Origin of the sequence: Adhaeribacter radiodurans (assembly GCF_014075995.1) — a bacterium.
Lineage (GTDB): Bacteria > Bacteroidota > Bacteroidia > Cytophagales > Hymenobacteraceae > Adhaeribacter > Adhaeribacter radiodurans.
In genome coordinates this window covers 2717728-2735178 of sequence record NZ_CP055153.1, presented here as the reverse complement: position 1 = coordinate 2735178, position 17451 = coordinate 2717728, and the positions used below count along the sequence as shown (strand labels likewise).

9 protein-coding genes are annotated in these 17451 nt (G+C 41.6%); 2 read left to right on the top strand and 7 right to left on the bottom strand.

Annotated elements, in window-relative coordinates:
* Positions 1-439: 439 nt before the first annotated feature.
* Entirely contained in the window at positions 440-1333 is an 894-nt protein-coding gene (locus HUW48_RS11270) for a hypothetical protein (RefSeq protein WP_182415765.1), read from the bottom strand.
* 330 nt (positions 1334-1663) lie between these two features.
* On the opposite strand from HUW48_RS11270, the gene HUW48_RS11265 reads away from it, so the two are divergent.
* Positions 1664-3919 carry a DUF7133 domain-containing protein gene (locus tag HUW48_RS11265; protein WP_182415764.1) on the top strand — a complete coding sequence of 752 codons (2256 nt, stop codon included), beginning with the start codon at positions 1664-1666 and terminating at the stop codon, positions 3917-3919.
* A gap of 238 nt (positions 3920-4157) precedes the next feature.
* Here the strand turns inward: HUW48_RS11265 and HUW48_RS11260 are convergent, their stop codons facing one another.
* From HUW48_RS11260 to HUW48_RS11235, 6 genes are all read right to left on the bottom strand, one after another.
* Complete coding sequence (locus HUW48_RS11260; RefSeq protein WP_182415763.1) at positions 4158-5222, bottom strand: NHL repeat-containing protein; 1065 nt, start codon at positions 5220-5222, stop codon at positions 4158-4160.
* Positions 5223-5393: 171 nt separating this feature from the next.
* Complete coding sequence (locus tag HUW48_RS11255; RefSeq protein WP_182416352.1) at positions 5394-6860, bottom strand: DUF1501 domain-containing protein; 1467 nt, start codon at positions 6858-6860, stop codon at positions 5394-5396.
* Positions 6861-7115: 255 nt separating this feature from the next.
* Complete coding sequence (locus tag HUW48_RS11250) at positions 7116-9620, bottom strand: PSD1 and planctomycete cytochrome C domain-containing protein (protein WP_182415762.1); 2505 nt, start codon at positions 9618-9620, stop codon at positions 7116-7118.
* Between the two features lie 90 nt (positions 9621-9710).
* Positions 9711-11216 carry a RagB/SusD family nutrient uptake outer membrane protein gene (locus HUW48_RS11245; RefSeq protein WP_182415761.1) on the bottom strand — a complete coding sequence of 502 codons (1506 nt, stop codon included), beginning with the start codon at positions 11214-11216 and terminating at the stop codon, positions 9711-9713.
* Positions 11217-11227: 11 nt separating this feature from the next.
* Positions 11228-14320: a SusC/RagA family TonB-linked outer membrane protein gene (locus HUW48_RS11240; protein WP_182415760.1), complete on the bottom strand. Its 3093-nt coding sequence runs from the start codon at positions 14318-14320 to the stop codon at positions 11228-11230.
* A gap of 515 nt (positions 14321-14835) precedes the next feature.
* Entirely contained in the window at positions 14836-17010 is a 2175-nt protein-coding gene (locus tag HUW48_RS11235; protein WP_182415759.1) for a c-type cytochrome domain-containing protein, read from the bottom strand.
* On the opposite strand from HUW48_RS11235, the gene HUW48_RS11230 reads away from it, so the two are divergent.
* Positions 17009-17206: a hypothetical protein gene (locus HUW48_RS11230; protein WP_182415758.1), complete on the top strand. Its 198-nt coding sequence runs from the start codon at positions 17009-17011 to the stop codon at positions 17204-17206. The two genes, HUW48_RS11235 and HUW48_RS11230, sit on opposite strands and share 2 nt — an antisense overlap.
* The last annotated feature ends 245 nt before the right edge of the window (positions 17207-17451 follow it).

Here is a 17451-nt window from a genome sequence, read left to right as displayed (position 1 = left end):
TAATTTAACCCTACACGTGACCCTTGTAACAGCATTGCCCAAATACCCCTTACTTTACTTTGTCGCTGTACCCTTGTTCTAATTACTATTTATACAATGTTAAAGAGCTTAGTGGCAGGTTATGCTTCTCAGTTTACTTACTATGTTAATAAAAAACAATTGGTAGTTATTGCTTGTGGCGGGAGCTAACGACGATGTAAATCCGGAGATAATTATGTGGCATATGGTTTAAATAATTGGATTTAAGTAAATAGACCCAAGTATATTAATTATTAGATTTTAGATGTTAGACTTGTGTGGGATTGAACCTCTTTCCATTAAAGACATAGCTAAATAATCTCCACCTTCAGTCCAAAAATTATTTCTGTAAGGTAATTAAATAAAAAAGCCCACATACTACGTGGGCTTTCTTGTTCCGGATCGATTAATTATTGGGAAATTAGTCGCACTTATAGGATAAAGTAGTTACTTCGGCGGCATTACCGGTTTCGGTAGATGTAACTTTAGTAGGATACCCATCGCTATTATATTCATAAACATTGTTGGTAGTATTGGTAGTAGCTCCCGTATCATCTTTATCCACCTTAACGGTAATGTTGTTGGTGGAAACCGTAGAAGCATCCTGGAATAGGAAACCAAGCGGCTGCGCCGGATTCTTTTTATCATCAAACTGGTATTCCGTACTGCCATCCAGCACCATATTATTCATAAACTCGGCTGTTGTTGGAATGGAAGTTGGATCAAAATCCTGTAAAAGTTCTTGAATAAATAACGGATCAAGAGAATAATTCATGGTTTTAGTAATATTGCCATTCGAAGAAGTATAGCTGGTATAACTTACCGGAATGGTTGCCTGAATGGGAATACCAAGAGTGGCTAAATTGAAATAAGTAGTGGTTTTACTCAATACTTTATTTGTATACTCCGAAGTAATAGATAAAGCATTAATGGGAGTAGTACTGCTGCCTTGCACCGTAAAGTAATTTGCTTTACTTACTAAACCATCGGTGGTGTACTCATAAGCAATATAACCAGTGGTGGCGTTACTACCATCAAACTGATTGGCTTTGGTTATTTGTCCGGCCTGATTGCGTTCAAAAGTAAAGTAGTTATCGTTAGCGGTACCGGCACTATCAAAACTAGCCTTTGAAAGTTGATCGTTGGTATAAGTAAAGGTTGTAGTATTATTTCCTTCCTTCATTTCAGTTATCACGCAATCCTGGCTGCCGCCTCCGCCCGGCGAAGGATCATCATCATCGCTGTTATTACAAGCACTAACTAAAACCAATAAGGCCAAACAAAGACCGGCAAACGGGTTAAACTTTTTTTTCATAGTAAATTTAATTTGGGGGATTGAAGAAATTAAGAATGTTTATAGTTTATGGATTTTAAAGTACTAGAGCCGAAAAAAAGTAAAGGAGTTGCATGGCTTTTAAAATTAATTTCAAAAAATTAATTAATGGTACTCCTTCTTACTTACCTTCTCTTTTGACAGGAAAACAAACTCCTGTACCAGTACCCTGATATTTACTAAAAATTTATCCAGAATCGAAAAAGCTTTTTTATATTTAATACTTTGTAGCTAGTAAAAAGAGGGCTTATAATCACCTTTGTAATACTTTCGGCCTAAGTTACAAATCTTTATAATTCAATTCTATATATAATGAAAAGAAAATCCTGGTTGGTAAGTGCGGTTTTATTATCGTTGGTAATTACCTGTAAAACTCCCAGCCCTGTATCTCAAATTAATTCAACGCCGCGCCAGGTAGTAGATAAAGATCCCCCGGCTGTACCCTTATCGCCGGAAGAAAGTATGCAAAAAGTGCAGTTACCGCCCGGTTACCACTTGGAGTTAGTAGCTTCTGAACCCATGGTACAAGAACCGGTAGCTATTGCCTGGGACGGGAACGGACGCCTGTTTGTAGCCGAAATGAATACCTACATGTTAGACGTGTACGGCACCGATAAATATAAACCTGTAAGCCGGATAAAGTTATTGGAAGATACCAATGCTGATGGTAAAATGGATAAGGTTTCCGTTTATGTTGATAATCTGGTATTACCCCGCATGATTTTGCCTTTAGATGACCGCTTGATTGTAAACGAAACCAACACCAATCATTTATGGAGTTACCGCGATACTAATGGCGATGGGATAGCCGACGAGAAAAAGCGGGTATACGAAAATAATTTAGTAGATACCCGCAATTTAGAACACCAGAAAAGTGGTTTAATCTGGAATTTAGATAATTACATCTACGTTTCCCGCGACCGTATTCGCTTTCGTTATAAAAATGGCCTGATAGAAGCTGATTCTTTAATTGAAGACCCGGGCGGGCAATGGGGAGTAACGCACGATAGTTATGGCCGACTATTTTTCTCTGCGGGAGGAGCGGAACGGCCGGCGGTATCTTTCCAGCAAAACCCGGCTTATGGCCGTTTAGATTTAAAAGATCAGTACAACGAAGCTTTTTTAGCTACCTGGCCCATTATTGGTACGCTAGATGCCCAGGGTGGCCTTAAACGAATGCGGCCCGACGACAATTCTTTAAATCATTTTACTTCAAGTGGCGGACAATCTATATTCCGGGGCGACCGGCTTCCGGCTGAATTACAAGGAGATTTTTTTACCCCTGAACCCGTAGGTCGTTTAATTCGCCGGGCCAAAGTTATTAACCAGAACGGAAAAATATCTTTGCAAAACGCTTACAACCAAAAAGAATTTATCGCCTCCTCCGATATGAATTTCCGGCCGGTAAATACGGCAACCGGGCCGGATGGCTTGTTATACATTGTAGATATGTACCACGGTATTATTCAGGAAAGTGAATGGACCAAAGAAGGTAGTTACATAAGGCCCCAGATTTTAGCCAGGGGCTTAGATAAAAATAATGGACGTGGTCGCATTTATCGGGTGGTACACGATGATTTTAAACCGGATCCGGTAAAACCGCAGTTGTTAAATGCTTCTACTGCTGCACTGGTTTCTTATTTAAGTCACCCTAATGGCTGGTGGCGCGATAATGCCCAAAAACTTCTTGTTATACGCGGCGATAAATCGGTGGTGCCAGCATTAAAAGAATTAGCCCTTAAAAAACCTTCTTTCTGGAAAAAAATATTCTCCCGGCCAAATAAGACTGAACATCTAACTAAAATTCATGCTTTATGGACTTTAGATGGGTTGGAGGCAATAGATGAAAATACATTGTTTGAAGCATTTAAAGATGAAAATGCCCAGGTAAGAAAGACTGCTTTATGGATTAGTGAAAAATTTCTGAAGCAAAACAGTACGGAAATGCTCCAGCAACTTCAAAATTTAAAAAATGATCCGGATCCCGAAGTAAAAATTCAGATAGCTTTATCCATGCGGGCTCTGCCAAATAATACGGGAAATGCGTTGGTACAAGAGTTAATTACCCAAAACCCTACAATTCCATTGCTGGCAGAATCGGAAACAAGTCGGCAGAAAACCGTTGAATCTATTGCCCGGAGGAAAGAAGAATTTCGCAAGTTAACGCCTTTAGACAGAGCTTTGTTAACGAAGGGAGCTGTAATTTTTCAGCAAGTTTGCGCTGCTTGTCACGGCCAGGATGGCAAAGGAATTGCCTTGGGCAGCAACGACATGGTAGCACCGCCTTTATCCCGCTCCAAACGCATTAACGGCGACAAAGCTGCGATTATCCGCATATTATTAAATGGCTTATCCGGCCCGGTAGAAGGAAAAACGTACCCCGACGTAATGCCAGCCATGGGCCATAACGACGATGAATGGATTGCTGCGGTATTAAGTTACGTACGAAACGATATGTACAACAAAGCCCCTATTATCCGCCCGGAAGAAGTAAAAGAAATTAGAACGCAAACAACCTCCAGGGAGAAATACTGGACCTTGGATGAATTACAAGCTTCGGCCAAGTAGAAATTTGTAATTAAAAAAAGCTGTTATAATCAACTATATATGCCAGCTAGGATTTACTAAATATCTTAACTGTTATAAAGAAGAAGCTCTCCTATGGCCCACTATGGCGCGGAAGTTACTTCCGTGCCTTTCCTTTATGCTAATTCCTCAGAATTTTAAAATAATTGATGCTATACAAAAAAGGCACGGAAGTAACTTCCGCGCCATAGTGCCTTATTTTCAAGAATAAAGTATTAAACTAAACTCTTTCCAGTTTTACAGGATAAGTCTTTTTTGATGCCCATTGCGGTACGTACAAGTTTTCGTCCGAATCTACGCAAACGTCGTGTGGATGCATAAAACCCAGGAAGGAACGGTCTTTTTGCTGTTCCTGTAATACATTTTTCACGTACTTGGGCTCAGTTCCACCAGGCGTGGAAATTACCCTGTCTTTTTCGTCGAAGATAGTAATGTAGCCGGAGTTTGGATATTCCTGAGAAGTACTGCGGTAAACGGCAGCATATAAATTTTTTCCTTTTAAAACCGGCCGGCAAATAAAGGAACCGGGCACCGGAATGGTACTGAGGTATTTTCCATCCAGGGTAAATCGTTTCAGACTCATGTGCGATCGGTCGGTGATAAGCAGGGTAGGGTTTTTAGAATCCCGATTATCAAACAACACTCCGTGGCAGCAATCAAAAGTTTCGTTAGCAGTGCCTTTGCCGCCGAAATGCCGAATGTATTCGCCTTTTTGGTTGTACTGGGTAACAAAATTCATTCCGTAACCATCGGCTACGTAAATATCGCCGTTGTTCGGGTTAACGGTTGTTTCGGTTGGTTTAAATTCACCGGAATGGTTGTAAGATTTATTTTCTTTAGGGTAATCAATTTTAAAAATTTCTTTCCCTTTTAAATCGGTTTTAATTACCTGGTTCCGGTCGGTATCGGTAATAAATAGATATTGTTGTCCTCCTTCGTTGCTTAAAGTTAAACCGTGTGCTCCAGGGTAGCTAGTGCCCCAGGCTTCCAGTAATTTCCCGGATTTATCGTAAATCAAAACATTATTCTTGGTTTCGTTTGTAAGTAATACTAACCGGCCCTGTGCATCTTCTACCATTTCGTGACAATCGTTTACCGGATTTTTGCCAGCATCCAAAACTCCCCAACCTTCCACAACGCGGTAACGGTGCGAATTATGGCCCAAGGTAGTAACATTGGTTTGAGCCATAATATTTTTAATCCAGATGTTCGGGAATACTGAACTTGCTACTAATGCTGTTCCTGCTTTTTTAAAAAAATTGCGTCGGGAGTTATTGTCAATCATTGGTGGTTATATAATTATGCAGTTTTTTAAGGTTATTGATTAGAGACTTTTATGAGTCTTCGAAATGGTTAACTAATTTCGAAGTTAAAGTTTGTTACAAAACAAGGTTGAAAAGTTTTGTAAACCTTTATGCCCTCTAAATAGTCCAATAAATTACTAAATAGCTCTTCATTAAGCAAATAATTCCATAACTGGTTTTCCTAAACCATCTGGCGTAGTATAAAATGGACGTTCTTCAATAATCGCGAGCGCGTCTTCGGCAATGCCTAAGGCATGGTAAATGGTTTGATGGATCTGATCAATTTTAATAGGTTTTTCTACGGTTTTACATGGCCTTTCATCAGCCGTTCTTCCGTAAACATTGCCTTTCTTTAAACCGCCACCAAACATTAAAATAGAGCAGCCATCGGTAAAATGACGGTGCATGCCGTAATTTTTAATATCGTTAATAATGGTGGGTTGTTCTACCTGGTGCTTTACTTCCGCTCCTGGCCGCCCTTCCAGCATCATATCGCGGCTAAACTCACTAGCCAAAATAACAATGGTTCGATCTAAATGGCCGGTTTTGTCTAAATCCTTAATTAATTGTGCAACCGGACCATCAATTTGTTTCTTCATATCGGCTGCCCGCGTATGACCGTTTTCGTGGGTGTCCCAACCTAAAAAAGGTACGTATTCGGTAGTTACGCTAATAAAACGGGCGCCTTTTTCCGTAAGTCTGCGCGCCAATAAACAGCCTAAACCAAACTTGCCGGTATTATAAATATTATAAACTTCCTTAGGTTCTGTGCTTAAATCAAAGGCTTTGGCTTCGGGCGAGTTGAGCAGCATATACGATTGCTCCATGGCTCTTTTCAGTGATTCTTTTTGGTAATCGCTGCCAAATTCCCCAAAAGCACTTTGGCTAATTAGCTCGTTGTATAATTGGTTGCGCCGCTCAAATCTTTTATACGACATTCCTACTGGAGGCTTAACACTATCCAGACCGCTGGTAGGATCCTCAATCATGAAAGGTCCAAATTCATTTCCTAAAAAGCCTGAAGTATGAAAAGCTTTTAATTCTTCCCCTTCGCCTAAAGTTAAGCGTTGCCCAATATCAATAAAAGCCGGAATTACCGGGTTTTTAGGGCCGAGTTCTTTCGCAATCCAGGCACCGAGGTGCGGGGCGGCAACGGATTGAGGCGGTTCGTAACAGGTGTGCCAATGGTACTGATGGCGGGAATGCAGAATAAAACCTAAATCCGCGGCAACGTACGACCGGATTAAAGTACCTTTATCTATTACTTTCCCAATGGATTCCAACCCTTCGGAAAAGTGAATATCATCTAAAACAGTCGGTACCGATTTAAAAGTACTCAGCACCCGATTTGAATCCATGCCTTTCTCGTATGGGGTATATCGTTTGGGGTCGAAGGTGTCGGTGTGGGCCATACCGCCGGCCATCCACAACAATATAACGGTATCTGCTTTCGATTGCGCGATTTTGTTTTTAACCGCTTCTGATTCCAACACTTTTTGATTTTTATCCCGGCTGCAAGAAGTTAATAAACCACTTAAAGGTGCCCCGGCAGCTAAGGCTGATAAGGTAGCAGCACTGGCAGTTTTCAGAAATTCTCGTCTATCCCACTTGGTTTTCATCATGGTTAATAGTTGCAAGTTATAGGTTGCAAGTTAAAATTTAGTAATTTATTAAATGTCAGAAAGCTAAGGGTTCTCCTCTCTAAAGCTTGGTACAATTCACTCATAAAGAACCAATTTCTTAACATTAGATTTAGTAAATCCCTTTTGATTTTACAATAATTAATGGTTTATAAATAAGTGTAATATTCCATTCACTTAGGTTAATGAAATTGAGGAAACCTCAGTTGCTCCTGACTTTAGCCAGGAACTAGGCTATAATATAAATTGAAATTCGGGCAGCAACACAATGGCCCAAAGAAAATCCTGAACCGCTTCGGATTGCGGAGTAGTACCCAACATTTGTTTAGCTACCTTCATCTCACGGGGGAGCGGAGCCCGCCCAAGGGCTTTTTTGTAAACTTCCCGGATAATAACTTCTGATTCTTTGAATTGCGAAATCCAGGTATCGGCTCCTTTTTTTAACACCTCGTTAAATTTTTTGCCATTGGTAAGCTCCATTGCTTGCAACAGATTGGCCTGGGACTCACGGCTGGTTAGCACAGTTTCGCGGTTAGGACGACCTAATGCTGTAAGGAAACCATCGTTTTTCACCAGAGAAGCTCGCACAAAAGGTGTTTTCAAAGGGTTTGGTTTTTCTTTACCAGCCGGATTGTATTGCAGTGCAGAATCGGCGTAAACGGGCTGAATGGTACGGCTCACCGCATCTGCAAATTGTTCCGCAGATAAGCGACGACGCAGCATGCCCGTAAATTTATAATCGGTGGTATTTAGCTTGTTTACATCTTTTATGCCGACTGATGGTAACTGGTAGGTTTTAGAAGTAGTAATCAGGTAAATTAATTCTTTTACATCGTAACCGCGGGCCACAAAATCAGAAGCCAGCCAATCGAGTAAATCCTGGCTCCAGGGTTCGTTATCCATGGCATCTACCGGAGCTACCATGCCGCGGCCCATTAACTGTGCCCAAACCCGATTCACCAAAGTCCGGTATAAGCGGCCGTTTTGGGGTTTGGCCAGGTTTTCGGCCAATTGTTTTAATTTTACCTCTACCGGCGCATTCTTATCAATAGTACCTAGTTCTTCCCATAAAATTCTGGTTTCTGCCATTTTACCGGTAGGCACATCGCAACGATTAATTTCCAGGGTGGTATCGGCAAAAACGTTGGCAAAAGCGTAGGCATCGGCTAGCTTCCAGTCGCTTACGAAGCTATCGTGGCAGGAAGCACATTTTAAGTTTAAGCCTAAAAATACCTGCGATACATTTTGCGCGGCCTGCATTTCTACACGCTGGCTCGCGTTTACCACGCCCCGCCATTGAATGCCACTAATAAAACCTTTCGATTCTTCGGTAGGGTTTAAAAGCTCTTTTACAAATTGATTATAAGGTTTATTATTTTCTAAAGATTTGTATAACCAATCCGAAATATTGTAGCGTCCGTTAGTAATATAGCCCGTACCCGTATAATCGTTACGGAGAGCATCGTTCCAGAAAGTAAGCCAGTTCAGGGCATAATCTTCTTTGCGGTTTAGTAATTGTCTTACCCAAATACCTCTTTTATCCGGACGGGTATCCTGCATAAAGGCTTGCAACTCTTCCGGAGAAGGAACAATACCAATAATATCCAGGTAAATGCGGCGCAGGTAAATGCGGTCGCTTACTATTTTTGGCCAAACTGTTTTAGATTTAGTAAAATATTGGTTAACCAATAAATCTACCGGGTTTTGCAATTCTTTTGTAGCAGGAGGTAAGGTGGGTAAACGAGGTTTTAATTCGGCTACGCGGTATATACTTTTTTGACCTTTGTCTGGCCAGGGGGCACCTTTTTTGATCCAGTAAGTAATAAGGGCAATATCTTCGGTACTCAGGGCCTTACCTTTGCCGGGCATAGATTCTTTGTGGTTGCGCGGCAAAGTTATGCGCCGGATAATCTCACTTTTTTCCGGCTGTCCCGGAATAATAATTGGGCCCGATTTACCCCCTTTAAATACCAAATCTCTCTGATCGAGCCTTAGTTCGCCTTTTATTTTATCGGAGCTGTGGCATTTGTAGCAACTATGAGCAAAAATGGCTCTTACCTGAACGCTTAATTCTACTTCTTTCGCGGGGTCGAGTTTGCCACCTTCCTGCAACGATACTAAAGTAAACTTTTTCTCCCCGGCGGGCGTGTTTTCGTAATCGTCGCTCCACGGCATTACACTAGTTAAGTAAACGTCGCCGTGGGTTAATGAAGCGCCATAGTGGCCGGCAGCGGTAACTCCAACTGCCGTAAAAATTAAAATTCCACGATACAATTTTACTAAATTCCAGCGTTCCCGCTTTTCAACTATGTACAAAACAAAAGCAGTAAGTACACTTAAAACGGCAGTAGCTACTCCCGTCCACCGATGAAGGGATAAAAGCTCACCAGCGTAATCTTCCTGACCGGCCAGCAATAAACCCAAAACAGCAGCAATAACGGCACCAGCAGCGCCAATTAATACCAGTAAATCAATGCCGGGACGTAAGCGGGAAGTAAAGTTTCGAAAAGTGGCTACTTCCAGAATTGCCGCTAAACAAAGCAAAGTTACCGGGAAGTGGACTGCCAGGGGATGCAAGCGCCCAAGTAATTTCCAAAGCCAGAAACCTCCAGTACTGGAAGCTGTAGCCACAGCTGGTTCGGCAAACCCGTACGCTAAACAATTGGGTAAGAAGTAACAGATTAGAAGGAAAATACTAATTTTAACGAGTTCTGTTCTGGTAAAAGAATATTGCTTCATAGACTAAATTGGTAATAATTGCCGAAACCAGAGAACTTAAAAAAGATTACTCTTTTCATAATCAACTTATTAAGGCATGTAATCATTCCATTAATAACCAGGATTCTGGGTTAATTTATCATTTATCAGAATTTGGGGTGCCGGTATAGGAAAAACATATTCATTTTCGGTGTACACATAATCCAGGGCATTAAAGGCCACACCGCCTCTGTCAACGGTAGGCATTGCCTTTTCTTTAGCTGCATACTCATTCATGAATTGCGCTAGTTCGGCGGGCGTTTTAGTTCTTTTTAAATCAAACCAACGGTGGTTTTCAAAAGCCAGTTCTACTCTTCTTTCCTGCAGTACTTTCTCCCGGAAAGTTTCTTTACTTAAGCCATTTAGTTCCGCAAGTCCGGCCCGTTTCCGTACCTGGTTCAGGTAATCATAAGCTTCTGCCGTTGGGCCGGATTGTTCATTAAGCGCTTCCGCTAACATTAATAAAACGTCGGAATAGCGAAGAACCGGCCAATTATTGTCGGTACGGCCGGCAATAGTATGCGGGTAATGATACTTGTTAATAAAAGGTATGGCTACAAATTCACCTTTGGCATTCGTATAGCCGGTTTGTAATGAAATATCTTTTCGTAAATCGCCTTCCTCATAGGCGGCAATCATGTCGTTGGTAGGTATATTTCGGCCGGCGGGAGCAACGCTGGCAAACCCGGTAATAATGCCCTGAGATAAGCGGGGGGCAAAGGTGTACATAAAACCGCTCCACTCGCCTAAATCGTTACCGCCCTGGTATTGTACTTCAAAAACAGATTCTATTCCGTTTTTTTTCTGCGGATCAAAGTTATCAGCGTAATTAGCATTTAAAGCATACCCCAGGGGTAACACCTGTTGCAGGGTGGAAACAGCCTCCGGATACTGTTTTTTTGTCAGATACATTTTGCCTAACAAACTTAAAGCCGCTCCTTTCGTTACTCGTCCGGCATTTGCTGCATTGTAGCTATTGGGCAAGGCTGCGGCCGCCTCTTTCAGGTCTGTTTCTATCTGCGTATAAATATCAGCCTCGGGCGATCTTACTAAATCAAAAGCTTCGTCAGGTTTATCCAAGGTGGATGTAACCAAAACAACATCCCCGAAGTAGCGCACTAGGTTAAAGTAATAATAAGCCCTGATAAATTTAAGTTGACCTTCTATAACGGTTTTAGCGGCCGGATCGATAGTAGTGCTGGCAGCTAATTTCTCCAAAGCAAAATTAATGTTATAAAGGCCCGCGTAATAGGTATTCCATAAGTTGGAGATTTCGCCGTTGCCCGAATTTACCGTTGAGAACTCAAAAGCTTCCCAACCCGCTGCTCCGCCGCGGTCCAGGGGATTAAAATCCAAAGTGGTGTTATCGGAAATAAACTCCTGAAAAATATACTGATTATTCGAAATTGTTTGGAGTTGGCCATAAACTCCGTTCAGAGCTTGTTCTACTTGTTTTTGATCTTTATAAAAAAGGTCAGTACCAATGCGGGTAGGGTCGGTGGTTACTAAAAAGTCGTCGTCGCACGAAAATTGAAGCAGGCTAAGCAGAAGAATACTGGTGGCAGTTATTTTTTTCATTTGACTTAGATTTAGAAGTTAAGACTAGCACCCACGGAGAAAGTTCTTGGAACCGGATACGATTCATCGTCATTATTTAGCTCGGTACCACCCCGCACACCAGCGTCGGGGTTATTACCAGGGTAGTCCGTAATTAAAAACATGTTAGAGGCATTGACAAAAATGCGGGCATTGTTTAAGAAGGATTTTATTTGTGGCAGGGTATAACCCAAAGTAATATTTTTTACCCAGATATGTCTAGCATCGTACACGTACCGTTCGCTGCTTTCCCGCGACCACTTAAAGTAGTTGGTGCCGCCCTGTGAATTTTTGGCGTTGGGGTTAGAACCCGGGTTTTCGGGAGAGCGCCAGCGGTCTTTGGCTTTATCCAACACATTAAATACGCCGTCCATATTCATGGTAGAGGCCTCTATATTCCGGTAAACATCGTAGTTCTGAGCTCCGGTAAATAATATATTAAAATCGAATTTTTTATAATCGGCGGCAAAGGTCCAGGCCCAGGTAAAAGCCGGATTAGGGTTGCCAATCTCCACCATATCTTTGGTGTCGTAAGAAATTACCCCGTCACCGTTGGCATCAAAGAACTTCATACCGCCCGGAATTACCCCGTCTTGTTTAGGTGCCGCATCAATTTCGGCCTGGGTATTAAAAATGCCAAGTTTTTTATACCCGTAAATCATCCCAATCGGGCGGCCCACTTTCTGCACATTATAACCTCCATAAAAGCTGCCGTAATAAAGCATGTCATTGGCTCCTTTTATGGCAAGTATTTTACTCCGGTTAAAGGTTATATTGGGGCTAGTCCGAAAATTAACAGGTCCAATGGCCGTTTTAAATTCCAGGCCAAATTCAAAGCCTTTGTTCTGCACTTTTCCGATGTTGGCCAAACTCGTGGTAAACCCAGAAACGGCCGGAATGGAAATAGGCAACAACATGTCATTTGTAATTTTTTTGTAATACTCAGCTGTTAAAACTATTTTGTTATCCAGCAAGGTTAAATCCATACCCACATCTAACTGGTTTGATTTTTCCCAGCCCAATTCGGTGTTGGCGAAAGAGCTTACAACTTTACCTGGCGCAAAAGCATTACCTAAAATATAATTATTGGCATTCATGAAAGCCAGGTGCGAGTAATTACCAATGTTGTTATTACCGGTCATTCCCCAGCTTGCCCGCAGTTTTAAATCGTTGAGCCACGTAAATTTGGGCATAAAAAGTTCTTCGGAAACGCGCCAGCCCAGAGAAGCCGCCGGAAAATTACCGTACTTATTTTTTTCTCCGAATCGTGAGCTACCTTCGCGTCGCATGGAAGCCGAAAATAAATATTTATCTTTAAAGGAGTAATTTACCCGGCTTAAATAGGCCAGCAAGTTCCAGCCATACTCATAAGAATTGGACGACCGGATAGAGGCTGCCCCCAGGTAAGGCACCAGGTCATCGGGGAAAGTATTACCTGACCCATCTACACCCCGCACTTTTTCTTCCTGGGCCGTAAATCCAACCAGTACATCCAGGTGATGGTTGGGTCCTAGCTCCGGGGCGTAAGTCAGCAGTTGGTCTGTTGAAAGATTGTACAATTGTTCGGTAATTTCGCGGGCGGTAGCCGTTTTGGGTGGCGCTCCCGCAGTACCGGAACCTAAAGCCGAGCCAATGGTAGAAGGAATATACTCGTTGTAATTATTATAATTTAGTTTCGCATTTACCGAGGACCGGAATTTCAAACCTTTCAACAAAGAGAGTTCTATGTATCCATTCGATAATACATCCGCAATATTTCTTCGGCGGGTTATATTTTTCAGCGCAAAAACCGGGTTTGGATAGCCAAAAACACCATCTGATCCGCCAATATAAGGTCGTAAAGAACCGTCTTCGTTATACATAGGCTCCCGAGGGTCCATGATTAGGGTAGAACCTACCAAAGCATCGCGCCCATCGGTATTGGCAACATTTTGTTTCGAATAGCTGCCATTAATATTAAAACCAATAGCGATGAATTTATTCACTTCGCCGCCCAAATTAGCACGCGCCGAAATCCGGTCGTAATTGGTTTTGATAATGGAGCCTTGTTCTTTAAAATAACCCACCGACAAAACTGATTTGATTGGTCCTTTTCCGGACGAAAGCGTTAAGTTGTAATCCTGGTAAGGAGCATTGTTGTAGAGAATTTCGTCGAACCAGTTGGTAGAGTATTTGGTTTGTTCCGGAAAGCGATAACCAATCGGCACTTCAGAAATATCCGGTTCCCGATTTTGGAAGTACCGGATGTTATCCATAAAAACTTCTTTTTTAAACTGGGCAAATTCAACCCCGTTCAGCACTTTTACTTTTCTAGAATCCGGAATATTCTGAATGCCGTAATCAGCTGTAAAAGTTAAACCTACTTTCCCTTCCTTGGCATTTTTGGTAGTAATTAAAACTACCCCGTTTGAACCTCTGGCCCCGTAAATAGCCGTTGAGGCCGCATCTTTCAGAATTGTAATACTTTCAATATCGTTTGGGTTTAAATTCTGCCCCACGTTGGTTCCTACCGCAAAACCGTCTATTACGTACAGCGGATCGCTGCCCGCTCCCAGGGAACTTATACCTCGTACCCTTACCTCAAACTGGCTACCGGGCGTTCCATTTTTCTGCTTTACGGCTACGCCGGGAGCTTGGCCCTGAATCAACCGCGTAACATTAGAAGCGGGTACTTCCCCAATATCGCCCATGTTTATATTGGAAACCGCCGAGGTAATATCGCGTTTTCGTTGGGTACCGTAACCTACCACCACCACTTCTTCCAACGATTTTACATCTGCCGACAGCGTTACGTTAATTGAACTGCGATTATTAATTGCTACTTCCTGGGTATTATAGCCAATAAAGGAAATCACCAAGGTACCATTTGCGTTGGGTACATTCAAGGAATAATTGCCCGATGCATCGGTGGAAGTACCCGCAGAAGAGCCTTTTAACAACACGGTAACGCCGGGAAGGCCTTCCCCTTTATCATCCGCTACCTTACCGGTTACGGAAACAGCCTGGGCCCAGGAACCAGTGGTTGCGAATAACAGTAGCAGGAAGGAAAATAGGTACTTCCGCTTTTTTAGTAAATAATCTTTCATAAATAACACCGTTTAGCTGTAGATGAAATAATTAGAACCTTTAAAAAGAATAAGCAGATAAAACCAGTAAAAAGGGGCTGGACTTAACTGTATGGATAATGTCCGGATTTAAAATCTAAGCGGATGTCTGTAGAATAACAGACATTCCTTTACTCTGAATGAAAGCTTATATTTATATAGTATATACCTGGAGGTACCCCCAGGTATAAATTAGGCTAGTTAGGTTAAGCTAAAAACTTATGCTGCATTAATGGCGAATTTATGCCTTAGTGTTCTTGCCAGAAGGAACTGATGAATCTTTCAGCCTAAAAAATCCTCTCGGTATTATTAAGGTAAAATTTATAGAATTATTTAAAGGGAACTATCCTGTTGTATCCTGCACTCCTATGATTTATGTAAATTTTCCAATATAGCTAATGAATTAATAGAAAATTTTCAGCTAGTTTACAAATTGCCTTTTAACATTTTTAACAAGGCAAGAAAAAATTAAATAATAATTTCTGATTGAAGAAAAATTAATTCAGAAACACTTCATCAATTAATAGTAAAGCCGGACTTCCTTTGCTCTTGTGCCAACCAGGCAATCCTTTTAAGGGTTTCGCAATAATTTTTAGGTAAGAAACCTGGTGAGGTTTAAATTTACTTTCTACTAATTTTATTACTGGTTTATTCACCTTGGTAGGTTGTTCTGGTTTTAGAGTTGCTAAATGCTGCCATTTGTTTAAAGTAGTAGCCCCCCAAACTTCTATCACCTCCGGAGGAAAGATATTGTTTTCTGATTCAATTAGAGTGTTAAGGGCAATGGCCGATATAGTAACAGGCTGCTTAAATTCCGAAATAAGCTCCATGGGGTGTTTATAAAAACCGCCCCAATTATTTGCCCAGGCGGGGCTATTGGCATTAAAAGTACCTAACTCGCCGTCAAAAAACGTTTTAGGGCCATTCGCCTGGTGTACCCGGTTAAGTGGATAGGCTAATCGAACGCTATCGGGTTTAAAGGAACTTCGGTAAAAGTTAAACACAGCTACTTCGCTGCCCAGCCAGCCGGTTTTAAAAGCTTTCGCTTTTAAAGTAGTCATACCGGCCAGGGTAGTTCCGTTTTTAAAAATGGGAGATGTAATACTGTCCGGTACGCTGCCATCCAGGGTATACCGGATTGTAACGCCTTTAATTGGATGGAATAATTGCAAAGGCAGAGTTTCCCGGAAAATAGGAGAGCTGTTTTTAAGTTGGGGCGGGTTTAGTTTAATAAGGGTAGTACCATCGTCTTTAAAACCCGATATAAAATTAATAGTTTTATACGTGTGCTGTAGTTGTTTAATCTCGGCATCGGCTAAGCCAGTATTCCACAAAGTTACCGTACGCAGGTTTTTGAAATTTGCTATTTGTTTTTGTAAATCTTTGTAATGCAGGTTGGTGCCGGCCAAAGATAGGCTCTCTAAGTGTTTTAGTTGAGATAATTCCGCTAATCCCTTTCCGGTAATATCCGTGAAATTTAAGTTTAACCAACGTAGATTTTTAAATTGGCCTATATTTTTTAAATCCGCATCTTTCACCGGAAGTTTGTTTAACTCCAGCGATACTATCTGTTGGTTAACTTCCTTTAAATCAGCTAAGGTGTTGGTATTAAAAGCTTGTTTGTTATAAACGTTTACAGCTAAAGCCGGCGACTCTGTAGCGAGTGGCGTTATTACCCGGTAATTGGTATTTAGCTTTTGAATAGTTTTTTCATCTGCCGCGGCAAAATCATAGGCGATACCAGCATCCTCCACAGGTTTTAAGAAGTTGGTTGCTAATACACGAAGGGAATCGCCAGCAGGAAAATCAATTACTTTTTTACTAAAATCGGCATCCTCCTTTACCCACAGGTGCAACAGTTTCACTTCTTCTGGGGTGAGTTGGGTTTTATTGGCCGGTGGCATGTGTTTTTTATCGGCAACAGGCAAGTAAATCCGTTTCATTAGTAAACTTACTTCTGGCTTACCCGCTACGAATAATTTACCGGTTTTTCCGCCCTTTTGCATTGCAGCAGAGTCAATTAAAGCTAATTTGCCTTTTAGCTTATCCGGATTATGGCAGCTCACACATTTTTTTTCAAAAAGGGGTTGAATAACGTGCTCGAACATTTCTGCTTGCTCTACTGGTACATTCGGAACTTCGGCAATGGTGATGGGTTCCAGAATAAAATTATCGCCGTGGGTTAAAATAGCCCCATAGTGCCCGACAAAAATAAGAGTAAAAGTAGTAACAAGGGCCCCAGTTTTAGCTATGGTTCCAGTGTACCAACGGTATTGCCGACTCCAGTAAACAAGAGTAGCAAACAACAAAATGCCTACCCCCAGCCACTTATGCCATTGCAAAATTCCCCCTTCGTAGCCTTCTTCCTTCGATAAAAAAAGGCCCATTAAAACAGTAACTGCCGAGGTTAACAGACCAGCCAGGAACAGGTTAGAAGTGAAGGTTTGATAAAATTCCTGCGTGTGGTATTTCGTAGCAAAGCGAAAAAACTCCAGCACCATGGCCAGCAGCAGAAGTACGATTGGGAAGTGCAAAAAAATGGGATGCATTCTGCCAACGGGTTGCAGCCAGAATGGTACGGTTATTTTACTTTCAAAAACCAGGAAAAAAAGAATGAAAATGTTAAGGGCAAAAAGTAAATTTTCGGCATAACCTTTCAGGTTGATTTTCATGGGTGAAGTGAAAAATGTATATTATCAAAAATATTGGGTAGTAAATAGTCTTTTTTTAGGTTTGAAAGATTTCATCTTTCAAGTTAATGGTACTAATGGTTCATTTCGGGCTATGTTCGCTCCTGGTCGCAGGGCCTCGCTGCCCAAACTGCAAAATCATCCTGTAGCTACTGCTTACCGAACAGTTATCATTTAGAATATATTTTTACACATAATAATTATTCAAAATAGCTATGCAACATCGAGCAGTTCAAGTTGCAAAAGCCCGACGATTTTGTGTTTGAGCGGAGCGAGTTTAAAATCGTCTTGACTTTTTTGGTTCTTTTTGTGTCAAGACAAAAAGAACAAAGACCTAAGCAATGAAACAACTCAGCCTAAAACCATATAAAAGCCGAAACTATACGAACAGTTAACTCATTCTGTTTCTTTCACCTAAGCAAG

What these genes read in the sequence shown, in the direction of transcription:
- HUW48_RS11265 (WP_182415764.1), top strand. Translation starts at nt 1,664, where the DNA reads ATGAAAAGAAAATCCTGGTTGGTAAGTGCGGTTTTATTATCGTTGGTA.
- HUW48_RS11260 (WP_182415763.1), bottom strand. Translation starts at nt 5,222, where the DNA reads ATGATTGACAATAACTCCCGACGCAATTTTTTTAAAAAAGCAGGAACA.
- HUW48_RS11270 (WP_182415765.1), bottom strand. Translation starts at nt 1,333, where the DNA reads ATGAAAAAAAAGTTTAACCCGTTTGCCGGTCTTTGTTTGGCCTTATTG.
- HUW48_RS11240 (WP_182415760.1), bottom strand. Translation starts at nt 14,320, where the DNA reads ATGAAAGATTATTTACTAAAAAAGCGGAAGTACCTATTTTCCTTCCTG.
- HUW48_RS11250 (WP_182415762.1), bottom strand. Translation starts at nt 9,620, where the DNA reads ATGAAGCAATATTCTTTTACCAGAACAGAACTCGTTAAAATTAGTATT.
- HUW48_RS11230 (WP_182415758.1), top strand. Translation starts at nt 17,009, where the DNA reads ATGGGTGAAGTGAAAAATGTATATTATCAAAAATATTGGGTAGTAAAT.
- HUW48_RS11255 (WP_182416352.1), bottom strand. Translation starts at nt 6,860, where the DNA reads ATGAAAACCAAGTGGGATAGACGAGAATTTCTGAAAACTGCCAGTGCT.
- HUW48_RS11235 (WP_182415759.1), bottom strand. Translation starts at nt 17,010, where the DNA reads ATGAAAATCAACCTGAAAGGTTATGCCGAAAATTTACTTTTTGCCCTT.
- HUW48_RS11245 (WP_182415761.1), bottom strand. Translation starts at nt 11,216, where the DNA reads ATGAAAAAAATAACTGCCACCAGTATTCTTCTGCTTAGCCTGCTTCAA.